The sequence below is a fragment of the Bradyrhizobium sp. SZCCHNRI1009 genome (assembly GCF_032487575.1).
GTDB lineage: Bacteria > Pseudomonadota > Alphaproteobacteria > Rhizobiales > Xanthobacteraceae > Bradyrhizobium.
In genome coordinates, this window is record NZ_JAUEUL010000009.1 from 174316 (window position 1) to 194058 (window position 19743).

17 protein-coding genes are annotated in these 19743 nt (G+C 66.3%); 10 read left to right on the top strand and 7 right to left on the bottom strand.

The features are described 5' to 3' along the window. The first annotated feature begins 45 nt into the window (after positions 1-45). From lptF to QX010_RS18055, 8 genes are all read left to right on the top strand, one after another. Positions 46-1215, top strand: a complete 1170-nt coding sequence (gene lptF, locus QX010_RS18020; RefSeq protein WP_315800289.1) for an LPS export ABC transporter permease LptF — start codon at positions 46-48, stop codon at positions 1213-1215. After that, positions 1212-2309, top strand: a complete 1098-nt coding sequence (gene lptG / locus QX010_RS18025; protein ID WP_316180909.1) for an LPS export ABC transporter permease LptG — start codon at positions 1212-1214, stop codon at positions 2307-2309. Before lptF ends, lptG begins: the two co-directional genes overlap by 4 nt. Next, positions 2309-4819 (top strand): LPS-assembly protein LptD, encoded by a 2511-nt coding sequence (locus QX010_RS18030; protein WP_316180910.1) that lies wholly within the window; start codon positions 2309-2311, stop codon positions 4817-4819. The genes lptG and QX010_RS18030 overlap by 1 nt, the downstream gene beginning before the upstream one ends. Before the next feature lie 104 nt (positions 4820-4923). Then, positions 4924-5862, top strand: coding sequence for a SurA N-terminal domain-containing protein (locus tag QX010_RS18035; RefSeq protein WP_315800292.1), 939 nt, complete (start codon positions 4924-4926; stop codon positions 5860-5862). Then, positions 5862-6863 (top strand): 4-hydroxythreonine-4-phosphate dehydrogenase PdxA, encoded by a 1002-nt coding sequence (pdxA, locus tag QX010_RS18040; protein WP_316180912.1) that lies wholly within the window; start codon positions 5862-5864, stop codon positions 6861-6863. The genes QX010_RS18035 and pdxA overlap by 1 nt, the downstream gene beginning before the upstream one ends. Beyond that, the gene (rsmA, locus tag QX010_RS18045) at positions 6860-7720 is read left to right on the top strand and encodes a 16S rRNA (adenine(1518)-N(6)/adenine(1519)-N(6))-dimethyltransferase RsmA (protein WP_316180914.1); all 861 of its coding nucleotides are present in this window, start codon (positions 6860-6862) and stop codon (positions 7718-7720) included. Before pdxA ends, rsmA begins: the two co-directional genes overlap by 4 nt. Positions 7721-7747: 27 nt before the next feature. Continuing rightward, positions 7748-8806, top strand: coding sequence for an alcohol dehydrogenase (locus QX010_RS18050; RefSeq protein ID WP_316180916.1), 1059 nt, complete (start codon positions 7748-7750; stop codon positions 8804-8806). A 330-nt stretch (positions 8807-9136) separates the two neighbouring features. Beyond that, the gene (locus QX010_RS18055; protein ID WP_316180917.1) at positions 9137-11446 is read left to right on the top strand and encodes a hypothetical protein; all 2310 of its coding nucleotides are present in this window, start codon (positions 9137-9139) and stop codon (positions 11444-11446) included. A gap of 12 nt (positions 11447-11458) precedes the next feature. Here the strand turns inward: QX010_RS18055 and gmk are convergent, their stop codons facing one another. The 7 genes from gmk to fabD all read right to left on the bottom strand — a co-directional run bounded on the left by gmk (position 11459) and on the right by fabD (position 18602). Further along, positions 11459-12118: a guanylate kinase gene (gene gmk, locus QX010_RS18060; protein WP_315800297.1), complete on the bottom strand. Its 660-nt coding sequence runs from the start codon at positions 12116-12118 to the stop codon at positions 11459-11461. Positions 12119-12121: 3 nt separating this feature from the next. Further along, positions 12122-13009 (bottom strand): YicC/YloC family endoribonuclease, encoded by an 888-nt coding sequence (locus QX010_RS18065; protein WP_315800446.1) that lies wholly within the window; start codon positions 13007-13009, stop codon positions 12122-12124. A gap of 124 nt (positions 13010-13133) precedes the next feature. Then, positions 13134-14414 (bottom strand): endolytic transglycosylase MltG, encoded by a 1281-nt coding sequence (gene mltG / locus QX010_RS18070; RefSeq protein WP_316180919.1) that lies wholly within the window; start codon positions 14412-14414, stop codon positions 13134-13136. Between the two features lie 295 nt (positions 14415-14709). Beyond that, entirely contained in the window at positions 14710-15975 is a 1266-nt protein-coding gene (fabF, locus tag QX010_RS18075) for a beta-ketoacyl-ACP synthase II (protein WP_315800299.1), read from the bottom strand. 220 nt (positions 15976-16195) lie between these two features. Further along, complete coding sequence (locus tag QX010_RS18080; RefSeq protein WP_006610957.1) at positions 16196-16435, bottom strand: acyl carrier protein; 240 nt, start codon at positions 16433-16435, stop codon at positions 16196-16198. 436 nt (positions 16436-16871) lie between these two features. Beyond that, complete coding sequence (fabG, locus tag QX010_RS18085; protein ID WP_315800300.1) at positions 16872-17609, bottom strand: 3-oxoacyl-[acyl-carrier-protein] reductase; 738 nt, start codon at positions 17607-17609, stop codon at positions 16872-16874. Positions 17610-17642: 33 nt separating this feature from the next. Next, positions 17643-18602: an ACP S-malonyltransferase gene (gene fabD / locus QX010_RS18090; RefSeq protein WP_315800301.1), complete on the bottom strand. Its 960-nt coding sequence runs from the start codon at positions 18600-18602 to the stop codon at positions 17643-17645. A gap of 371 nt (positions 18603-18973) precedes the next feature. Here fabD and rpsF point away from each other — a divergent pair, with 371 nt between their 5' ends. Together rpsF and rpsR are read left to right on the top strand one after the other, a co-directional pair. Next, positions 18974-19435 (top strand): 30S ribosomal protein S6, encoded by a 462-nt coding sequence (rpsF, locus tag QX010_RS18095; protein WP_315800302.1) that lies wholly within the window; start codon positions 18974-18976, stop codon positions 19433-19435. A gap of 5 nt (positions 19436-19440) precedes the next feature. Next, on the top strand, positions 19441-19680 hold the full coding sequence (rpsR, locus tag QX010_RS18100) for a 30S ribosomal protein S18 (RefSeq protein ID WP_008963441.1): 240 nt from the start codon (positions 19441-19443) through the stop codon (positions 19678-19680). Positions 19681-19743: the final 63 nt, after the last annotated feature.

Here is a 19743-nt window from a genome sequence, read left to right on the forward strand (position 1 = left end):
GTAGCGCGCGTTCCGGCACAGATGACTGGGGATCGAGCGCAGACGATGGGGTCCATCGACAGGTACATCTTTCGCACGACGCTGGCGTCGTTCGCGTTGGTCCTGGTCAGCCTCACCGGCGTGATCTGGATTACGCAGGCGCTGCGCGGCATCGACCTGATGACCAGCCAGGGCCAGACGATCCTGACCTTCCTTGGCATCACCGGCCTCGTGATTCCCTCCCTGCTCGGCGTCATCGCGCCGATCGCGCTGATGATCGCGGTCTCGCACACGCTGAACAAGCTTGCGACCGATTCGGAGATCATCGTCATGAACGCGGCCGGCATGTCGCCGATCCGGCTGTTCGTGCCGTTCGCCTATGCCACCTGCGCGGTGGCCGTGCTGGTGACGCTGATCGCCGCCTTCTTCGCCCCCGACGGCCTGCGCCGGATCAAGCAGTGGGATGCCGAGATCACCGCCGACGTGCTCGCCAACATCCTGCAGCCCGGGCGGTTCGCGCAGCTCGACCAGAACCTGACCATCCGGATCCGCGAGCGCCAACCCGGCGGCGAGCTGTCCGGCATCCTGATCGACGACCGCCGCGATCCCAAGGAGCGAATCACGATCATCGCCGAGAAGGGCACCGTCGTGAAGAATGCCGACGGCTCGTTCCTGGTGCTCGAGGACGGCAATCTGGAACGCTTCGAGCTCGGCAAGCGCGAGCCGGCGATGGTCGCGTTCGCCCGCTACGCCTTCGACATGTCGAAGTTTTCGAACCAGGGCCGCGACGTCACGCTCGGCATTCGCGAGCGCTATCTGTGGGAGTTGATGGCGCCCGCCGAGAACGATCCGATCTACAAGCAGATCCCCGGACAGTTCCGCCAGGAATTGCACGACCGCTTCCTGGCGCCGATCTATCCGTTCGCCTTCGCGGCCCTCACCTTCGCATTCCTGGGCGCGCCGCGGACGACACGCCAGAGCCGCAACTTCTCGTTCGGCAGCGCCATTCTCGCCGTGTTCGGCGTGCGCATGGCGGGCTTCGCCTGCTCGGTCATGACCGTGAAGACGCCGATGGCGGCGCTGGTGCAGTACCTCATGCTGTTCGGCGTGCTCGGCCTCAGCATCTGGATCATCATCGGCGGCGTGGTGGTCGAGCCGCCGGCGCGGCTGATGGAAGCCATCAACCGCTCGAACGCGCGGATCGCACGGCTGTTCGGGAGGCCGGCCACCGCATGAGCATGGTCACCAACACGCTCGGGCGCTATTTCGCCGGCCGCTTCCTGGTCTCGGCGGTCGGCGTGTTCGCGAGCATCTTCATCCTGCTCGTGCTCGTCGACTACATCGAGATGGTGCGCAAGACCTCCGGACTTGCCTCCGCTTCGGCGCTGATGGTGGCGGAGACGTCGCTGTTCCGGGTGCCGCAATTGCTCGAGAAGATGATGCCGTTCTGCGTCCTGATCGGCGCCATGACCTGCTATCTCGCGCTGTCGCGCCGACTCGAACTCGTGGTGGCGCGCGCAGCCGGGGTCTCCGCCTGGCAGTTCATCGCGCCGGCGCTGGCAAGCGCCATCGTGCTCGGGCTGATGGCCACGACCCTCTACAATCCGATGTCGGCCAATCTGCGCGAGCTCTCCAAGCGGATGGAGGCCGAGCTGTTCGGCGCAGCGCCGGGCGGCGGCGTGCAGGATGCGGCCGGCTTCTGGCTCAACCAGATCAACCCCGACGGCTCGGTCATCATCAATGCCGCGCGCAGCGAGCAGCAGGGCGTCCGCCTGACCGGACTGACCCTGTTCCGTTTTGATACGGACAAGCACTTCAAGGAACGAATCGAAGCGCGCGAGGCGACCCTGGAAGAAGGCCGGTGGGTCTTCCGGTCCGTGCGCCGATTCTCCCTCGATGCCCCACCGGTCGACGAACCGACGTACATTCTTCCGACCAGCCTGACGCCGGCGCAGGTCCGAAACAGCTTCTCCACCCCCGAAACTGTGTCGTTTTGGCAACTGCCGACATACATCCGTTCGTCGGAGAGCTCAGGCTTCGCGACCGCGGGGTACCGACTGCAGTATCATAAGCTGATCGCGCAGCCGTTTTTGCTGGCTGCGATGGTCATGCTGGCTGCGTCCGTGTCGCTCAGGTTCTTCCGAATGGGTGGCGTACAGAAAATGGTTTTGAGTGGCGTGGGCGCCGGGTTTCTGCTCTACGTTCTGTCGAAAGTAACTGAAGATTTGAGCAAGGCTGAGTTGATGAATCCGATCGCTGCGGCGTGGCTGCCGGTGTTCGTCGGCGGCCTCACCGGTTTCATGGCTTTGCTCTACCAGGAGGACGGCTAGTGTCGTTCGTTGCCGTCCGTCAGACAGCGCTCGCCGCGCTTCGGCAGCATGCCGTTGCGCGCGCCGGTTGCGCGCGCGTGCGTCGCGCCGGGTCTGGCGTACTTGGATTCGTTCTGGCCTGCGGGCTCGGCCTGATGGTTGCTGCTGCGACCGCGGTCGTGGCGCCGACCCCTGCCGTCGCGCAGGGCTTCACCTACAATCCGCGCCCGCCCAAGGCGCCGCCGCCGCGCGTCGCCAACGACAACCAGATGCTGGTGCAGGCGACCGAGGTCGATTACGACTACAACAACTCGCGCGTGTCGGCGGTCGGCAACGTGCAGCTGTTCTACAACGGCACCTCGGTCGAGGCCGACCGGGTGATCTACGACCAGAAGACCAAGCGCCTGCATGCGGAAGGCAACATCCGCATGACCGACGCCGACGGCAAGATCACCTACGCCAACAGCCTCGATCTGTCGGACGACTATCGCGACGGCTTCGTCGATTCGCTGCGCGTCGAGACCGAGGACCAGACGCGGATGGCGGCGACCCGCGCCGACCGCTCCAAGGGCAATTACACCGTCTTCGAGAACGGCGTATACACCGCCTGCGCGCCGTGCAAGGACGATCCGAAGAAGCCGCCGCTGTGGCAGGTCAAGGGTGCGCGCATCATCCACGACCAGACCGAGAAGATGCTGTATTTCGAGAACGCCCAGCTCGAATTCTTCGGCGTTCCCCTGGCCTACATCCCCTATTTCTCGACGCCCGATCCGACGGTGAAGCGCAAGAGCGGCTTCCTGATGCCGGGCGTCACCCAGACCGGCGGCTACGGCTTCGGCGTCGACATCCCCTATTACTGGGCGATCGCGCCGGATTACGACGCGACGTTCACGCCGCGTATCACCTCCAAGCAGGGCGTGCTGCTGCAGACCGAGTTCCGCCAGCGCCTCAGCAATGGCGGCTATCAGGTGCGCCTGTACGGCATCGATCAGCTCGACCGCAACGCCTTCGCCGGCCAGCCGGGCGACCGCCAGTTCCGCGGCGGCGTCGACACCAAGGGCCAGTTCGCGCTCAACGACAAATGGGTCTGGGGCTGGGACGGCATCCTGCTGTCCGACTACATGTTCCTGTCGGATTACCGGCTGGCGCAGTATCGCGATCCGTTCAACTCGTTCATGAGCCTCCCGACCGAGGCGATCTCGCAGCTTTACTTGACCGGCGTCGGCAGCCGCAGCTTCTTCGACGTCCGGGCGATCCATTATCTGAGCTTCTCGGGCAACCAGCAGACCGTGCCGGTGGTCTATCCGGTGCTGGATTACTCGAACGTGCTGAACTATCCCGTGTTCGGCGGCGAGTTCAGCTACAAGACCAACTTCGTCAATCTGAGCCGCCAGACGGCGGTGTTCGACCCGATCACGACCACGGCCAATACCGCCGGACTGTGCACGACGGTGTCTGCCGATCCGCGGGCGCGCCTGCCCACCCAGTGCCTGCTGCGCGCCACGCCCGGCACCTACACCCGCCTGACCGCGCAGGCGGAGTGGCGGCGGTCGTTCACGGATCCCTACGGCCAGATCTGGACGCCGTTCGCGATCCTGCGCGCAGACGCGATCAACGCCAACGTCTCGAACCAGCCGGGCGTGGGCAACTTCCTGCAGACCGGGGACACCCAGGCGCTGCGCCTGATGCCGACGGTCGGCCTGGAATATCGCTATCCGTTCATCAACGTTCAGCCATGGGGCACGACGACGATCGAGCCGATCGCGCAAGTGATCATCCGGCCGAACGAGACCTATGCCGGCCGGCTGCCGAACGAGGACGCCCAGAGCATGGTGTTCGACGCCAGCAACCTGTTCAGCGTCGACAAGTTCTCCGGCTATGACCGCGTCGAGGGCGGCGGCCGCGCCAATGTCGGTGTCCAGGCCACCACGCAGTTCGACCGCGGCGGCACCATCAACGTGCTGTTCGGCCAGTCCTACCACCTGTTCGGGATGAACTCGTTCGCGGTGCAGGACGCCAACAACACCGCGATCGGTTCCGGCCTGGACAAGAACGCCTCGGACTACGTGGCGCGCGTCGACTATTCGCCGAACCGCACCTACACGTTCAGCATGCGCAGCCGGTTCGACCAGCAGACCCTGAACATCCAGCGCTTCGAGGCGGAAGCCAAGGCGAACTTCGATCGCTGGTCGGTGGCCCTGACCTACGGCAACTATGCCGCCGATCCGGCGCTCGGCTACCTCGACCGTCGCGAGGGCATCCTCGGCAGCGGCTCGGTCAAGGTGGCGCCGAACTGGGTCGTCACGGGTGCGGCGCGCTGGGATCTGGCAGCCAACAAGATCAACCAGTATGTGATCGGCGCCGGCTATGTGGACGATTGTTTCGTGCTGGCCGCCAACTATGTAACGTCGTATAATTATACGGCGGGCACCACTCCCCCCGTTCTGAGCCATGCCTATATGCTCCAGATCGGACTCCGGACGCTGGCCAATTCCTCGTCCACGGGAACCGGGGCTGGGGGCCTGCAGTAGCGCGCGCCAGTCTCCGACGGGCCGCTCCGTGGGGGTCGAAAGTCCCTCGTTGGGAGCCGTGGCGCCGCTTCCAGTTGGATCAATAGCGACAACGAAGCTTGGTCATGACGATCGCGTTCTCTCCTCGCCTTCGGGCCCTGGCCATCTGCACTCTTGCCGCACTCGTCTGCGGCATCGGAACGATGTCGGCTCGCGCCCAGAGCATCGTCGTCATGGTCAATGGCGATCCCATCACCGACTATGACATCGAGCAGCGCACCAAGCTGAACTTCCTGAGCACTCGCAAGCATCAGACTCGCCAGGAGATCATCAACGAGCTGATCGACGACAAGGTGAAGATCAAGGAAGGCAAGAAGTTTGGCGTCGAGCCGACCGCCTCCGACGTCGACCAGTCGTTTGCCGGCATGGGCTCTCGCATGCGGCTCAACCCGGAACAGTTGACCAAATCGCTGGAGAGCCAGGGTGTACGGCCGGAGACGCTGAAGGCGCGCATCAAGGCCGAGATCGTCTGGAGCAGCCTGGTGCGCGGCCGCTACAAGGAACGCCTGATCGTCTCCGACAAGGACGTGGCCGCGGCTGTCGCCGCCGCGGGCGGCGATGGCGATCAGCAGGGCCAGGCGTTCGAGTACAAGATGCAGCCGATCGTGCTGATCGTGTCGAACTCCTCGAACCAGGGCCTGATGGAAGCGCGGCACAAGGAGGCCGAGGCCTTGCGCGCACGGGTGCAGACCTGCGCCGAAGCCAATAACATCTTCAAGACGACGGCGAATGCGGTCATCAAGGAGATCGTCGTCAAGACGTCCGCCGACATCCCGCCGAATCTGCGCAAGCTGCTCGATGACACGCCGATCGGCCACCTGACTCCGCCGGAAGCGACGCGGCAGGGCATCCAGATGGTGGCCCTCTGCTCGCGGACTCCGACCACGATCGACACGCCGAAGAAGCGGGAGATCAAGGAGCAGATGTACACCAAGAAATACGAGGCCACCTCCAAGGCCTATCTGCAGGAAGTCCGCAAGGCGGCGATGATCGAATATCGCTGATGACGAAGCCGCTCGCGCTGACCCTGGGGGAACCGGCAGGCATCGGACCCGACATCACCCTGCAGGCGTGGCTGCGCCGCACCGAGCTCGGGCTTCCCCCCTTCTACGTGCGCGGCGATCCTGCCTTTCTCGCGCAGCGCGCCAGGCTGCTCGACCTTCCCGTCACCGTGGACGAAGTTCGTCCCGAACAAGCGGCGCAGGCGTTTGCGACCGCGCTGCCCGTGGTCTCCACCGGGCACGCCGTGACGGCCCTGCCGGGCCGGCCGGACACGACGAGTGCCGCGGCGGCCATCGGCTCGATCCGTGAGGCCGTGGCTGACGTGAGGGCCGGACGCGCCAGCGCCGTCGTGACCAACCCGATCGCCAAGGCCGTGCTCTACCGTGCCGGCTTCTCGCATCCCGGCCATACCGAATTTCTCGCCGAGCTTGCCGCCGATGGCGGCGCGGCCCCGCAGCCTGTCATGATGCTGTGGTCACCGATGCTCGCCGTCGTGCCGGTGACGATCCACGTCGCGCTGCGCGACGCGATCGAGCAGCTCACGAGCCCGCTGATCACCTCGACGACGCGCATCGTCGCGGCGAGCCTGCGCCGCTATTTCGGCGTGTCGCGGCCGCGCATTGCGATGTCGGGACTCAATCCGCATGCGGGCGAGGACGGTACGCTCGGCACCGAAGAGGACACGATCATCGCGCCCGCGATCGCAACCTTGCGCAATGCCGGCCTCGACGTGCAGGGACCGTTGCCCGCCGACACGATGTTTCATGACGCCGCGCGCAAGACCTACGACTGCGCCATCTGCATGTATCACGACCAGGCGCTGATCCCGATCAAGACGCTGGCGTTCGACGACGGCGTCAACGTGACGCTCGGCCTGCCCTTCATCCGCACCTCGCCGGACCACGGCACGGCGTTCGGCATCGCCGGCAAAGGCACCGCCAATCCGGCAAGCCTGATTGCAGCGTTGCGACTCGCCGCACGCATGGTCCAGCAATCATCATGAGCGCGATCGACGACCTGCCGCCGCTGCGCGAGGTCATCCGCGATCATCAGCTGTCGGCGCGCAAGGCGCTCGGCCAGAACTTCCTGCTCGATCTCAATCTCACCGCCCGGATCGCGCGCGCCGCGGGTCCGCTCGAAGACGCCACGGTGGTGGAGATCGGCCCAGGCCCGGGCGGCCTGACGCGGGCGCTGCTCGCGCTCGGCGCGCGCCACGTGATCGCGGTCGAGCACGACGAGCGCGCGATCCCGGCGCTGCAGGCGATCGCCGCGCGCTATCCGGGGCGGCTCGAAATCGTCTGCACCGACGCCCGCACCTTCGACGTCCGGCCCTACCTCGGCAGCACCAAAGCAAAGATCGTCGCCAACCTGCCCTACAACATCGCGACGCATCTCCTGATCGGCTGGCTCTCTACAGAGCCGTGGCCGCCCTGGTACGACATGATGGTGCTGATGTTTCAGCGCGAGGTCGCCGAGCGCATCGTCGCGCGCGAGAACGAGGACGCCTATGGGCGGCTCGGCGTGCTCGCCAACTGGCGCTGCGAGACCAAGATCCTGTTCGACATCTCGCCATCCGCCTTCGTGCCGCCGCCGAAGGTCACGTCGTCCGTGGTGCGGCTGGTGCCGCGCCCGTCGCCCGAACCCTGCGACCGCCGCGCGCTCGAGCAGGTCGCCGCCGCCGCCTTCGGCCAGCGCCGCAAGATGCTGCGGCAGAGCCTGAAGTCGCTGCCGGCGGATCCCGCGCGGCTCGCAGCCGCCGCAGGCGTCGATCCCACCCGCCGCGCCGAGACCATTCCGGTGTCGGGCTTTGTTGCCATGGCCCGCGAATTGACCAATAGTCGCGACGAGAACAAGTCGTAATCAACAAGCATTTCAGGGAGTTTCATCATGGCGTTGATGCGCCGTCAGTCGCTCGTCAAGTTCGACGCACCGCTGTGCGAAACCATCGTCGAGACGCCGAAGCCGCAAGGCCGGGAAGTTCTGGTTCGCATCGAGCGCTGCGGCCTGTGCCACTCCGACCTGCATATCCAGGACGGCTATGCCGATCTCGGCGGCGGCAAGCGCCTGGACACCACGCGCGGCATGACCCTGCCCTTCACGCTCGGCCATGAGATCGCCGGCGTTGTCGACGAGGTCGGAGCCGACGTGCCGAAGGAGCTGATCGGCGCCCGGCGCGCGGTGTTTCCGTGGATCGGCTGCGGCCAGTGCCGCGACTGCGCCAATGGCGACGAGAATTTGTGCGCCAAGCAGCGCTTCCTCGGCGTCTCGATCGACGGCGGCTTCGCCACCCACGTGCTGGTGCCGGATGCGAAGTATCTGCTGGAATACGATCCGCTGCCGGTCAACCAGGCCGCGACGCTGATGTGCTCCGGCGTAACGGCCTATGGCGCGCTCAAGCGCCTCGTGGATCGGCCGCGCCAGCGCAATTTGCTGCTGATCGGACTCGGGGGCGTCGGCATGATGGGCCTGTCGTTCGCGCAGGCCATGTTCAAGCAGCCGATCTCGGTGGCCGACCTCTCGGCGGCCGCGCGCGAGACCGCGCTGAAGAATGGCGCTGCGACGGCCTGCGATCCGGCCGAGCCGGATGTGATCAAGCGCATCCTCAAGGAGACCGAGGGCGGCTTCGACGAAATCGTCGATTTCGCCGGCAACGAGAAGTCGATGGCCTTTGCGGTCTCCGTCGCAGCGCGCGGCGGCAAGATCGTCGTGTCAGGACTGATGGGCGGCCAGTTCACCCTGCCGATGGTTCAATGGGTGTACAAGCGCATGACCATCGAGGGCTTCATGGTCGGCACGCTGGCCGAGGCGCACGAACTGATGGCGCTCGCGCGCGCCGGCAAGATCAAGCCGCCGCCGATGCGCGAGGAGCCGATGGCTGACGTACAGAAGTGGATCGATGCGCTGCGCGCCGGCCATGTGGTCGGACGCGTGGTGCTGACGAACTGATCCCTCGCCGTTGCGACATCGCGCGCGGCGACGGTGCTGTACCGCCGCCGCTCGCCGCCACTGCGGCCCATCATTTGTCCACAAACGCAGAGGTTGTCGGCGCGACGCCTCTGACCCCTGAGGGTGAAAAGCCAGGTCCATCGTCACCGATGTGACCGATTTGGCGCGATAGCGCGGCCAAAATCGCGGCGTGATGCGGAGCTTCTTGTGGGAAAAAAGCCGCACTCGGGCACGAAAGGATCGCGACAGAATTAATCCGGAATTGCGGCTCATTGCCACCCAACTTCTCTCCGAGAACGCGCCGTTGCGTAAGCGTATCCGGAGTCTTCAATGGCAAGCCGAACGGCAGGAGTTGCGTTTGCCATTGCAGCCGGAATCCTTGGCACCGTCGTGCTCGTGCTGCCGCGCGTCGTGTTGGCGGCGGAGGAATGTCTGACCGAGCCGACGGGAGAGAAGTCCGACGCGCAACGCTGGTACTATCGTTTCGATCGTGGCACCAATCGGCGTTGCTGGTATCTGAAAGACGCCAACGGCAACACCCGTGACGCCGCGGCACCGATACGGGCGACGCAGCAGCCGGCTCCGTGGGACTTCGCCCAGCCCGCTCCACCCAAACTGACGCCAAGACGCACCGATGGCCCGGTCGCTCGCACCAGCGACGCCCTCGCAGAAGCGCCGCAGCCGCGGCTGCGTGCCGATCTCGCCGTGCGGGGCACCCCGAAGCCGCAGACTCTTGCCACACCGACGACGCTGACCGCATCCGACACCAGCCTGCCCCGCAGCCTCGATACCTCGCCCTGGCCCTCTGCCCCGCCACAACAGGCGGAGCCGATCGCTGCCGATGCGCCACCGCCGGCAATGGCCGACGACGGCAATGCGGAGCCGGACACGAATGCGGCGCCGGCTGCCGACGGGCCGATCATCGCACCGAAGCCAAGCAAGCCCGAAGCGCCCATCCACGTGCTCATGCTCGTGGTCATCGGCGCCCTCGCGATTTCAGGACTGCTGGCGAGCGCGCTCTATCGGCTCAGCCGGATGGGACGGCGGCAACGGCGCAACGGCAGCTGGCACGCGGACGCAGTCCGGATGCGCCGTAGTCGCATCAAACCACGGTCCAAGGCGCCGCAGGGCGGGATGCGTGCGGGCCGCGGCAGCATGCCGGCAGCACCCTCCCATTCAGGCGGCAGCCGCGGCTCTCAGCCGGCTTCGGCGCTCGACCTCGCGAGCGCGCGGCTGGCGGCTTCGCCGGACCAGGTCGAGCCCCGTCCGCAGCGGCCGGCGCCGTCTCCCCAGCAGCAGGATCACCCGGCCGTAGCCGCACGCCGACGCGACCGGGACGCGGCTGCGGCGATGCAACGATCGCAGTCCACCGACGCGGTATGGCAGGCGGTCGATGAGCTGGTCGATCGCGCAGCAGTACGCCGGGCCGAGCCTTCCGGGGCACAGACCGCTGCGACCAACGCGCAGCCAATGCCGGTTGCCGCAACTGCCCCATCGCCTACTGCTCCGGCGCAGGCACAACTGACGGCTGCCCAGATGGCCGCGGCGCAGGCCGCTGCCGCCAAGATTGCAGCAGCCCAGGCGAGCGCTGCTGCTGCAGACGCCTCGCCGCGCTCGCCGACCTATGCGGCACCGACGGCACCCGCCGAGCCCTGGCCGGCGGCGCAGCGGGTTGAACCAGCGAATCCCGCCCGTATCCAGGTGGGCGCACCAATGCCGCCATCGGCCCCGCCACCGACGCAGGCTGCCGCGACCGCCGCCCCACCCGCCCCTGTCGACGTCAGCGAAATCGTGTCGGCGCTGCGCAGGGCCCGCAACAGCGATGCCACGTCCCCCGCTGCCGGCGCGCCGATCGACGCCGCCAAGGTGATTGCCGCGCTGCTGGTGTCGCGCGCGGCCAAGCGGCGTACCCCGCAACCCGGCGAGGCTGGCGACGGTCCGGCTGCAGCGGCCCTCGCTGAGACGGCTCCGCCAGCGCAGGCGGACGCTGCACACCGGACCACGCAGGCGTCGCAACCCCTGACGAACCAATTGCGTGGCGGCCAGCCGGCCGCTCAGCCCGTTCCCGCGATGCCCGATCAGCCCGCGCCCCCGCGCGCGCCGTCAACGGCACCAGCCGATCCAGCGGCCGCGCTGATCGAGACGCTTCGCGCGCATGCGGCACGACAGCCGGCCCCTCAGCCTGACGATGACATCGCGAGGGCCGGACCCGGGATGATGTCGGAGGCCCCTGCCGCCGAAGACGACGAGCTCGACGATCCTGCGGCGGCGCTGATCAACCTTCTGCAGTCGCGCTTTTCATTGCCCGAAGACGAGCTGGAGGCGGAGCCGCAGCAGGAGGAGTTCTCCGTCGAGGCTCCGCAGGACGTCGCGCATATGCATGATGATCCCGCGGCCCGACTGATGAGTCTCTTGGAATCGCGGTCGTCGATCCCCGCCGCGCCACCGATCATCGACAGGCCGCAGGCGCCGCAGCAGCGACCCCTGTTCGTGCCGAGCCAGTTCGAGGACCCGGCGACCCCGCCGCTCGACTTTATTCCGCGGCCTCCGGCGCTGCGCCCGCGGCCGCGCAACATTCAGCACGATGATGAGCTCGACGGCATCCAGGACATCCTCGCGCGCCTCGGCCGGCGGGCGTAGACGGAAGGCGTTTCAGCCCTCGAGCTGGCGCTGCAACTCGCGCACGAAGGTCGTCAGGCCGGTGCGGCGCTCGCGCTTCAGGCGCTCGGCCTTGAGGATCGACTGCACCTCGGCAAACGCGTCGTCGACGTTGCGGTTGATGACGATGTAGTCGTACTCCGCCCAGTGGCTCATCTCGTGGCTGGCGCGGCTCATGCGCCCGCGGATGACCTCATCGGAGTCCTGCGCGCGGGTGTGGAGACGCTTCTCCAGATCGGCGGCGGACGGCGGCAGGATGAACACGCTGACGACGTCCTGCCGCGCCTTCTCGCGCAGTTGCTGCGTGCCCTGCCAGTCGATGTCGAACAGCACGTCCTGGCCCGCCGACAACGCCGCTTCGACCGGCGCGCGCGGCGTGCCATAGCGGTTGTCGAACACGGTGGCCCATTCGAGCAGCTCGTTGCGCTTGGCCATGTCCTCGAAGCGCGCGCGGTCGACGAAGTGATAGTCGCGGCCGTCGACCTCACCTGGCCGCATCGAGCGCGTCGTCGCCGAGACCGACATCCGCAGACCCGACATGCGCTCGATCAGCAGGCGCGACAGCGTCGTCTTACCCGCCCCCGAAGGGGATGACAGCACGAACATCAGGCCGCGCCGCTCGACCCCATCGAAGCTTCCGTCGTGAGCCGCCATGGATCACTCCAGATTCTGAACCTGTTCGCGGAACTGCTCGACCACGGTCTTCAGCTCCAGGCCGATGTTCGTCAGCTCGATGTCGTTCGACTTCGAGCAGGTGGTGTTGACCTCGCGATGGAATTCCTGGGCGAGGAAGTCGAGACGGCGGCCGACGGGCCCGCCCTTGCCGAGCATCTCGCGCGCCTGCGCGATGTGGGAGGCGATGCGATCGAGTTCCTCGCGCACGTCGGCCTTGGCCGCGATCAGCAGCGCCTCCTGCGCCAGGCGGTCAGGATCGAAGCGGTCCGACGTGTCGAGCAGGGCCGCGACCTGCTCGGCGAGTCGCGCCTTGATGGCCTCCGGCTTGCGGCCCGGCGATGTTTCGGCCCTCTTCGCCAGTGCCTCGATCTCGTCGACGCGCTGGTTGAGGATCTGTCCGAGCGTGTCGCCCTCACGCCGACGCATCTCCACGAGATGTTTCAGCGCGGTCTCGAACGCCGCGATCGCCGCCTCCTTGGCGGCCTTGTCCTCGGCCTCGTCGGTCTCCGGCTCCGCCACCTCGATCACGCCCTTGATCGACAGCAGCCCATCGATGCTGGGCGCGACCGCGTCGATCCGGCCCGCGAGCTGGCTCGCCACCTTCACGACGGCCGCCAGCACATCCTCGTTGATTCGTACCGTCGACCCGGTCTCGGTGCGCTTGACGGTGAGATTGGCGTAGACGGTGCCGCGCGACAGCACCTCGGTGGCGCGCTTCTTGGCGAAGGCCTCGACCTCGTCCCAGCCCTGCGGCAGCCGCACCCGGACGTCCAATCCCTTGGCATTGACCGATTTCAACTCCCACTCGAACGAGTAGGGACCGCTTGCCCCGTGGCTACGGGCAAAGCCGGTCATGCTCGACAGCGCCATTTCGTCCATGTCTCCGGCATATCGGGAATGGCGGGACAGACTCGCTCCGCCAAAAGTGCGCGAACCTTACGGCCTTTTGGGCAAATGTTAAGCCCGGTTCTGCGCGGCCGACATGCGTGGGAAATTATTGCTGAACGACCGGCGGGGTCGGCTGCGCAGCGCCCTGCCGCGCCCCGTTGCCGGGTGCAACACCGCCGTTGACGCGGTTGGCGGGCGGCCTCTTCGCACCGGCCGGCGCCCGTGGCGCGGCTGCCCCGGCCGCCGGATCCACCGCTCCGCCGGCAACGGCCGGCGGCGCCTCGTCGGGCTCGACGGTGTCGTTCTGGGTCTGCCGCTCCATCGCCCTGAGCTTGGCGACGTTCTTCTGGTGCAGGTCGTAGGTCTCGGTGAACGCGTGGCCGCCGGTGCCGTCGGCGACGAAATAGAGATCGCGCGTGCGCGCCGGATTGGCCGTCGCCTCCAGCGAGGCGCGTCCCGGATTCGAGATCGGTCCCGGCGGCAGGCCCTCGATCACATAGGTGTTGTAGGGCGACGGTTGGGTGATCTCGCTGCGCTTGATCGGACGGCCCAGCGTGCCCTTGCCGCCGACCAGACCATAGATGATGGTCGGATCGGACTGCAGCTTGATCCGCTGCTTCAGCCGGTTGACGAATACTGCGGCCACCCGGCTGCGCTCGTCGGGCTTGCCGGTCTCCTTCTCGACGATCGAAGCCAGCGTCACCAGCTGCTCCGGCGTCCTGACCGGCAGATCCGGACTACGCCGTTCCCAGATCTCGGCCAACACGCGCTTCTGCGCCTGCTGCATGCGCTGCACGACCTGATCGCGGCTGGTCCCGCGCGGGAACTTGTAGGTCTCCGGCAACAACGTGCCTTCGCGCGGAATCTCGCGGACGCTGCCGGTGAAGATCTCGTTCTCGGACAGACGCGCCACGATCTGCTCTGACGTCAGGCCTTCGGGCACGGTCACCGAATGCTGCACGACCTTGCCTTCGACGATGACGCCGATCACGTCGCGCAACGATGCATTCTTCTGGAACGCATACTCGCCCGGCTTGAGGTCGGAACTGGCCTTCAGCGCATAGACCCCACCGATGAAGATCCACGGATTGACGTCGATCACACCTTCACGCGCGAGCACGTCGGCAATATCGCGTTTGCCCGCGCGCTGCGGGATGTTGACGACCTTGTCCTCCTGCAGCGGTCCTGCCGCTTCGAGGATCTGCCGTCCATAATAGTAGGCCGCGCCCACGCCGAGCATGGCCAGGATGAGCAAGGTGATGATCGCATTGCCGACCACCACGAACGGATTACGGGCGCGGTCGGAGCGGCGCGGCGGCGGCGGCACGCGTTCCGGCTCCAGCGCTGCGCGCGGGCTGCGGGGCGAGATGGGCGGCCGTTCACTCATCGATGCAACCTTCAGTCCTGTCGCTCTCGTCGTGGCCGTGCGCTCCCCAACGCAAGCGACCTGAAGTCCACGCCCAATTTAACGATTCGTCATCTCGTCATCGAATACGGCGAAAAGGTGTTTTCGCCGGGCCTCACCGCCATGCGCATCCACTTACCGCATCGGCGCCGAAGGCCGACCTGCGAAAGACACGCGAAGTTAAAGACACGCGAAGTCTTGGGTTCTAGTGTGGCTGCAGTCGGATATCCGCGTGACCAAGCGACAATCGGCCCGAGCGGCATTCCGTCCTTCCGCACTAGGTCACCACGCGCCGCAAAACCACCGACGCGTTGGTGCCGCCGAAACCAAAGGAGTTCGACAGCGCCACGTTGATCTCGCGTTTGCGAGGTGCATGCGGCACGAGATCGATCGCGGTTTCCACCGACGGATTCTCCAGATTGATCGTCGGCGGCGCGATGTTATCCCGAATCGCGAGAATGCTGAAGATGGCTTCGACGGCGCCGGCCGCGCCGAGCAAATGGCCGATCGACGATTTGGTCGACGACATCGAGATCTTCGAAGCGGCATTACCAAGCAGGCGCTCGACCGCACCGAGTTCGATCTCGTCGCCGACTTGAGTCGAGGTGCCGTGCGCGTTGATGTAGTCGAGGTCGGCGGCCGTGATGCCGGCGCGCTTCAGCGCCGCACTCATGCTGCGAAAGCCGCCGTCGCCATCCGGCGATGGCGATGTGATGTGATAGGCGTCGCCGGACAGCCCGTAGCCGCAGACCTCGGCGTAGATCCGCGCGCCGCGTGCCTTGGCGTGCTCATACTCCTCGAGCACGACCACGCCGGCGCCCTCGCCCATCACGAAGCCATCGCGGTCCTTGTCGTAAGGACGCGACGCGCGCTCGGGCGTCTCGTTGAATCCGGTCGACAGTGCGCGGGCCGCGCAGAACCCGGCCATGCCGATTCGGCAAATCGGCGATTCGGTGCCGCCGGCGACCATGACATCGGCATCGCCGAGCGCGATCAGGCGGCTGGCGTCGCCGATCGCATGCGCGCCGGTCGAGCAGGCGGTGACGACCGAATGATTGGGGCCCTTGAGCCCGTGCTCGATCGAGACATAGCCCGAGGCGAGATTGATCAGACGTCCGGGAATGAAGAAGGGCGACACTTTGCGCGGACCGCGCTCCTTCAGCAGGATCGCCGTGTCGGCAATGCCCGAGAGGCCACCGATGCCGGACCCGATCAGCGTGCCGGTGGCGCAGCGGTCCTCTTCCGTCGCGGGATGCCAGTTGGCGTCATCGAGCGCCTGACGCGCCGCAGCCATCGCGAAAATGATGAAATCGTCGACCTTGCGCTGGTCCTTGGGCTCCATCCACTGGTCGGCATTGAAGGTGCCGTCGGAGCCATCGCCGCGCGGCACCTGACAGGCCACCTTGGCGGGAAGATCGGAGACCTCGAACGACTCGATCAAGCGCGCACCGCTCTTGCCCTGAAGGATGCGCTGCCAGGTCGTTTCCACACCACAGCCAAGCGGCGAAACCATGCCAAGGCCAGTGACGACAACCCGCCTCATGTTCGTTTCTCCAGACCCGATTTTGAGCGCTTGTGGATCGGCTGACGGCCGTCGCCGCATCTCGGGTCAATTGTTCGAGTAACACGGTCTGGCCAGGCAGCGCGACCGAATCGTCTGTCGCCGGCCGCCAGATGACGGCTCATCACGACGCCGCCAACAGCAAGAAACCGGTCGACCGCACAAGACGGATCGGCCGGTTTCGCGCAACTTCGCCGGAGCGTCAGCTCTTGGCGTTCTTCTCGAGGAACTTGGTGGCGTCGCCGACGGTCAGGATCGTCTCGGCGGCGTCGTCCGGAATCTCGCAACCAAACTCTTCCTCGAAGGCCATGACGAGCTCGACCGTGTCGAGGCTGTCAGCACCGAGGTCGTCAATGAAGCTCGCGTTGTCGACCACTTTCTCGGGCTCGACACCAAGGTGTTCGACCACGATCTTCTTAACCCGCTCGCCAATCTCACTCATCGTTCAACCTCGTGCTTGTTCCTTTAAGACCCGACCCCCGGATGATCCGCATCACCCCGGCCGCTAAACTTCCTTCGCGATCGCGCAAAACCAGATTTGCCCCGCAGCGCCCCTTTACCGAAATTTGGCGGACGACTTGCGGTCCGAAAACTTCGGAAACGGGGCCACTCACAAACTCCAATCCACACTCTCCATGAGGCCGGTACGCCTCCGATCCAGAGCGCTCAAACAGGAACCCGGATCAGCAGCGCCAGCCGACAGAGGCCCGGCGAACGATGGCAGCTCGCCCCGCCAATATACAGGGTTTGGAAATCCTGCAATGGCGTTCTTCGTGCCCCCATCAGCTGCCCGGTTACCATACACGCGAATCGTTGACCACACGGCCCGGTATGCTGGTCGCGACGTCTTTTCGCCGCATTCCGAGCCGCGGCAAGGCCTAGATCATCGCCATGCCGCCGTTGACGTGGATGGTCTGGCCCGTGACATACGCCGCCTCGTTGGAGGCGAGGTACACCGCAGCTGCAGCAATGTCCTCTGGCGTGCCCAGCCGCGCCGCCGGCACCTTGGCGAGGATCGACTCGCGCTGCTTCTCGTTCAGAGCGTCGGTCATCGGTGTCTTGATGAAGCCCGGTGCGATGCAGTTGGCGGTCACGCCGCGCTTGGCGTACTCGGCGCCGAGCGTCTTGATCATGCCGATGATGCCGGCCTTGGACGCCGTGTAATTGCCCTGCCCCGGATTGCCGGTGACGCCGACGATCGAGGTGATCGCGATGATGCGGCCGAAGCGCTTGCGCATCATCAGCTTGGTGGCGGCACGCGAGAGGCGGAATGTCGCGGTCAGGTTGACCTTGATCACCTCGTCCCAATCCTCGTCGCGGAGCTGCACGAACAGGTTGTCGCGGGTGATGCCGGCGTTGGCGACGAGAATGTCGACCTGCCCCATCGCCTGCTCGGCGGCCGGCACCAGCGCCTCGACCTCGGCCGCGTCAGACAGATTGCAAGGCAGCACATGCACACGGCTGCCCAGCTCGCCCGCGAGGGTCTCGAGCACCTCGCGCCGGGTGCCGGAAACGGCCACGGTCGCTCCCTGGGAATGCAAGGCCTTGGCGATCGCATTGCCGATGCCGCCGGTCGCGCCGGTGACCAGCGCGGTCCTGCCACTCAGATCGAACATCAAACTCTCCTCAATGCCGCTATACGCGACGCTCTACGACGTTTTGACCGCGGCCAGCGCATCCTTGGCGGCCGCAATGTCCGCCGGTCCGCCGACGGCGACACCGACTGCACCATCCGCGATCCGCTTGACCAGGCCGCTGAGCACCTTGCCCGCGCCGATCTCCAGGAAGCGCGTCACGCCCTGGCTCGCCATGTAGGCGATCGATTCGCGCCAGCGCACCGTACCCGTGACCTGCTCGACCAGGCGACGGCGAATCTCGTCGGGATCACTGATCGGGGCCGCGAGCACGTTCGAGACCAGCGGCGAGGCCGGCGCCTTGATGGTGACCTTGGAGAGCGCCTCCGCCATGACGTCGGCCGCCGGCTGCATCAGCTTGCAGTGGAACGGCGCGGAGACCGGCAGCAGCATGGCGCGCTTGGCGCCCTTGGCGCGCGCGATCTCGACGGCGCGATCGACGGCGGCCTTGTTGCCGGACACCACCACCTGACCGCCGCCATTGTCGTTGGCGGCCTGGCAGACCTCGCCCTGAGCCGCCTCTTCGGCGACCGCCACGGCTGCCTCGTAATCCATCCCGAGCAGCGCGGCCATGGCGCCGACGCCTACCGGAACGGCCTTCTGCATCGCGAGACCGCGCGTCCGCAGCAGGCGGGCGGTGTCGGCGATGGTCAGGCTGCCGGCGGCCGCCAGTGCCGAATATTCGCCCAGCGAGTGACCCGCGACGAAGGCCGCGTCCCGCCCGACCGAGAACCCCGCCTCGGCCTCCAGCACCCGCAAGGTCGCCATCGACACCGCCATCAGGGCGGGCTGGGCATTTTCGGTCAGCTGCAGGGTCTCGGCCGGACCTTCCCAAATGATGGTCGTCAGCTTCTCGCCGAGGGCAGCGTCGACCTCCTCGAACACGGCGCGGGCCACCGGGAAGGCGTCCGCGAGCGCCTTGCCCATGCCGACGGCCTGGGACCCCTGCCCCGGAAAAGTGAATGCTGCCGTCATGGCCGCCCCCTGAACGTTCCAAAATCCCTGGAATTGAGTAACTTTGGCCGGAAAGACACTGGCAAAGGCCGGGATGTCAAGCGCGTGACGGGCGCATTTCGACCACTTTCCCTTGCCTTGGCGCCGAAAATCGGTATAAGGCCCGCCATCCGTGGATCCCGAGCCGGGAGCTGAACGGACGGTCCCAGCAAATTCACCTTGCTCAACCTTGGGGATGTACCCTCTCCAAGCTGTCCAGGCGATTTGATGTGGCAGGGCCAGTCGGCCCGTCGTCCCGTGTTCCCGCCTTCTGAGCTGACGTCTGCGAGTCCTTTCCACAAGGGCTCGAAGGGCTTGACGCCGGGATTTGCGCCAACTTGGAAAGGACAGCCATGCCGCTTTACGAGCATGTTTTCCTCGCGCGTCAGGACGCGAGCACCCAGCAGGTGGAAGAACTGACGGCTCAGATGACCGGTATCGTCGAGGGTCTCGGCGGTAAGGTCACGAAGACCGAGAATTGGGGCGTTCGCTCCCTCACCTACCGCATGAACAAGAATCGCAAGGCGCACTTCGTGCTGCTCAACATCGACGCGCCGTCCGCGGCGATCGCCGAGATCGAGCGCCAGGAGCGGATCAGCGAGGACGTGATCCGCTACCTCAGCGTCCGCGTCGAGGAGCTCGAGGAAGGCCCGTCGGCGATGATGCGCAAGGCCGATCGCGACCGTGAGCGCGACGACCGCGGCGGCGGCTTCCGTGGTGAGCGCGATGGCGGCGGCTTCCGTGGCGATCGCGGAGACCGTGGCGATCGTGGCCCGCGCCGGCCCCGTGACGAAGAAACGACGGACGAGGAGTAAGATCAATGGCTGAAGCCCCCGCACGTCGCCCGTTCTTCCGCCGCCGCAAGACCTGCCCGTTCTCCGGGCCGAACGCGCCGAAGATCGACTACAAGGACTCCAAGCTGCTGATGCGCTACGTCTCCGAGCGCGGCAAGATCGTGCCGAGCCGCATCACGGCGGTGTCCGCCAAGAAGCAGCGCGAGCTCGCGCGCGCCATCAAGCGCGCCCGCTTCCTCGGCCTGCTGCCTTACGTCATCCGCTGATTGCGGAGCTCGGACCGGCGGCCCCGCGCCGCCGGCTCCTTCCGTTGAATTCTCATAAGGCTT

Bases quoted from the DNA above. Each gene is read 5' to 3' on its own strand.
- mltG (WP_316180919.1), bottom strand. From the start codon at position 14,414: ATGAGTGAACGGCCGCCCATCTCGCCCCGCAGCCCGCGCGCAGCGCTG.
- QX010_RS18080 (WP_006610957.1), bottom strand. From the start codon at position 16,435: ATGAGTGAGATTGGCGAGCGGGTTAAGAAGATCGTGGTCGAACACCTT.
- pdxA (WP_316180912.1), top strand. From the start codon at position 5,862: ATGACGAAGCCGCTCGCGCTGACCCTGGGGGAACCGGCAGGCATCGGA.
- fabF (WP_315800299.1), bottom strand. From the start codon at position 15,975: ATGAGGCGGGTTGTCGTCACTGGCCTTGGCATGGTTTCGCCGCTTGGC.
- rpsF (WP_315800302.1), top strand. From the start codon at position 18,974: ATGCCGCTTTACGAGCATGTTTTCCTCGCGCGTCAGGACGCGAGCACC.
- fabD (WP_315800301.1), bottom strand. From the start codon at position 18,602: ATGACGGCAGCATTCACTTTTCCGGGGCAGGGGTCCCAGGCCGTCGGC.
- QX010_RS18055 (WP_316180917.1), top strand. From the start codon at position 9,137: ATGGCAAGCCGAACGGCAGGAGTTGCGTTTGCCATTGCAGCCGGAATC.
- rsmA (WP_316180914.1), top strand. From the start codon at position 6,860: ATGAGCGCGATCGACGACCTGCCGCCGCTGCGCGAGGTCATCCGCGAT.
- rpsR (WP_008963441.1), top strand. From the start codon at position 19,441: ATGGCTGAAGCCCCCGCACGTCGCCCGTTCTTCCGCCGCCGCAAGACC.
- QX010_RS18065 (WP_315800446.1), bottom strand. From the start codon at position 13,009: ATGGCGCTGTCGAGCATGACCGGCTTTGCCCGTAGCCACGGGGCAAGC.
- QX010_RS18050 (WP_316180916.1), top strand. From the start codon at position 7,748: ATGGCGTTGATGCGCCGTCAGTCGCTCGTCAAGTTCGACGCACCGCTG.
- QX010_RS18035 (WP_315800292.1), top strand. From the start codon at position 4,924: ATGACGATCGCGTTCTCTCCTCGCCTTCGGGCCCTGGCCATCTGCACT.
- lptF (WP_315800289.1), top strand. From the start codon at position 46: ATGGGGTCCATCGACAGGTACATCTTTCGCACGACGCTGGCGTCGTTC.
- fabG (WP_315800300.1), bottom strand. From the start codon at position 17,609: ATGTTCGATCTGAGTGGCAGGACCGCGCTGGTCACCGGCGCGACCGGC.
- gmk (WP_315800297.1), bottom strand. From the start codon at position 12,118: ATGGCGGCTCACGACGGAAGCTTCGATGGGGTCGAGCGGCGCGGCCTG.
- lptG (WP_316180909.1), top strand. From the start codon at position 1,212: ATGAGCATGGTCACCAACACGCTCGGGCGCTATTTCGCCGGCCGCTTC.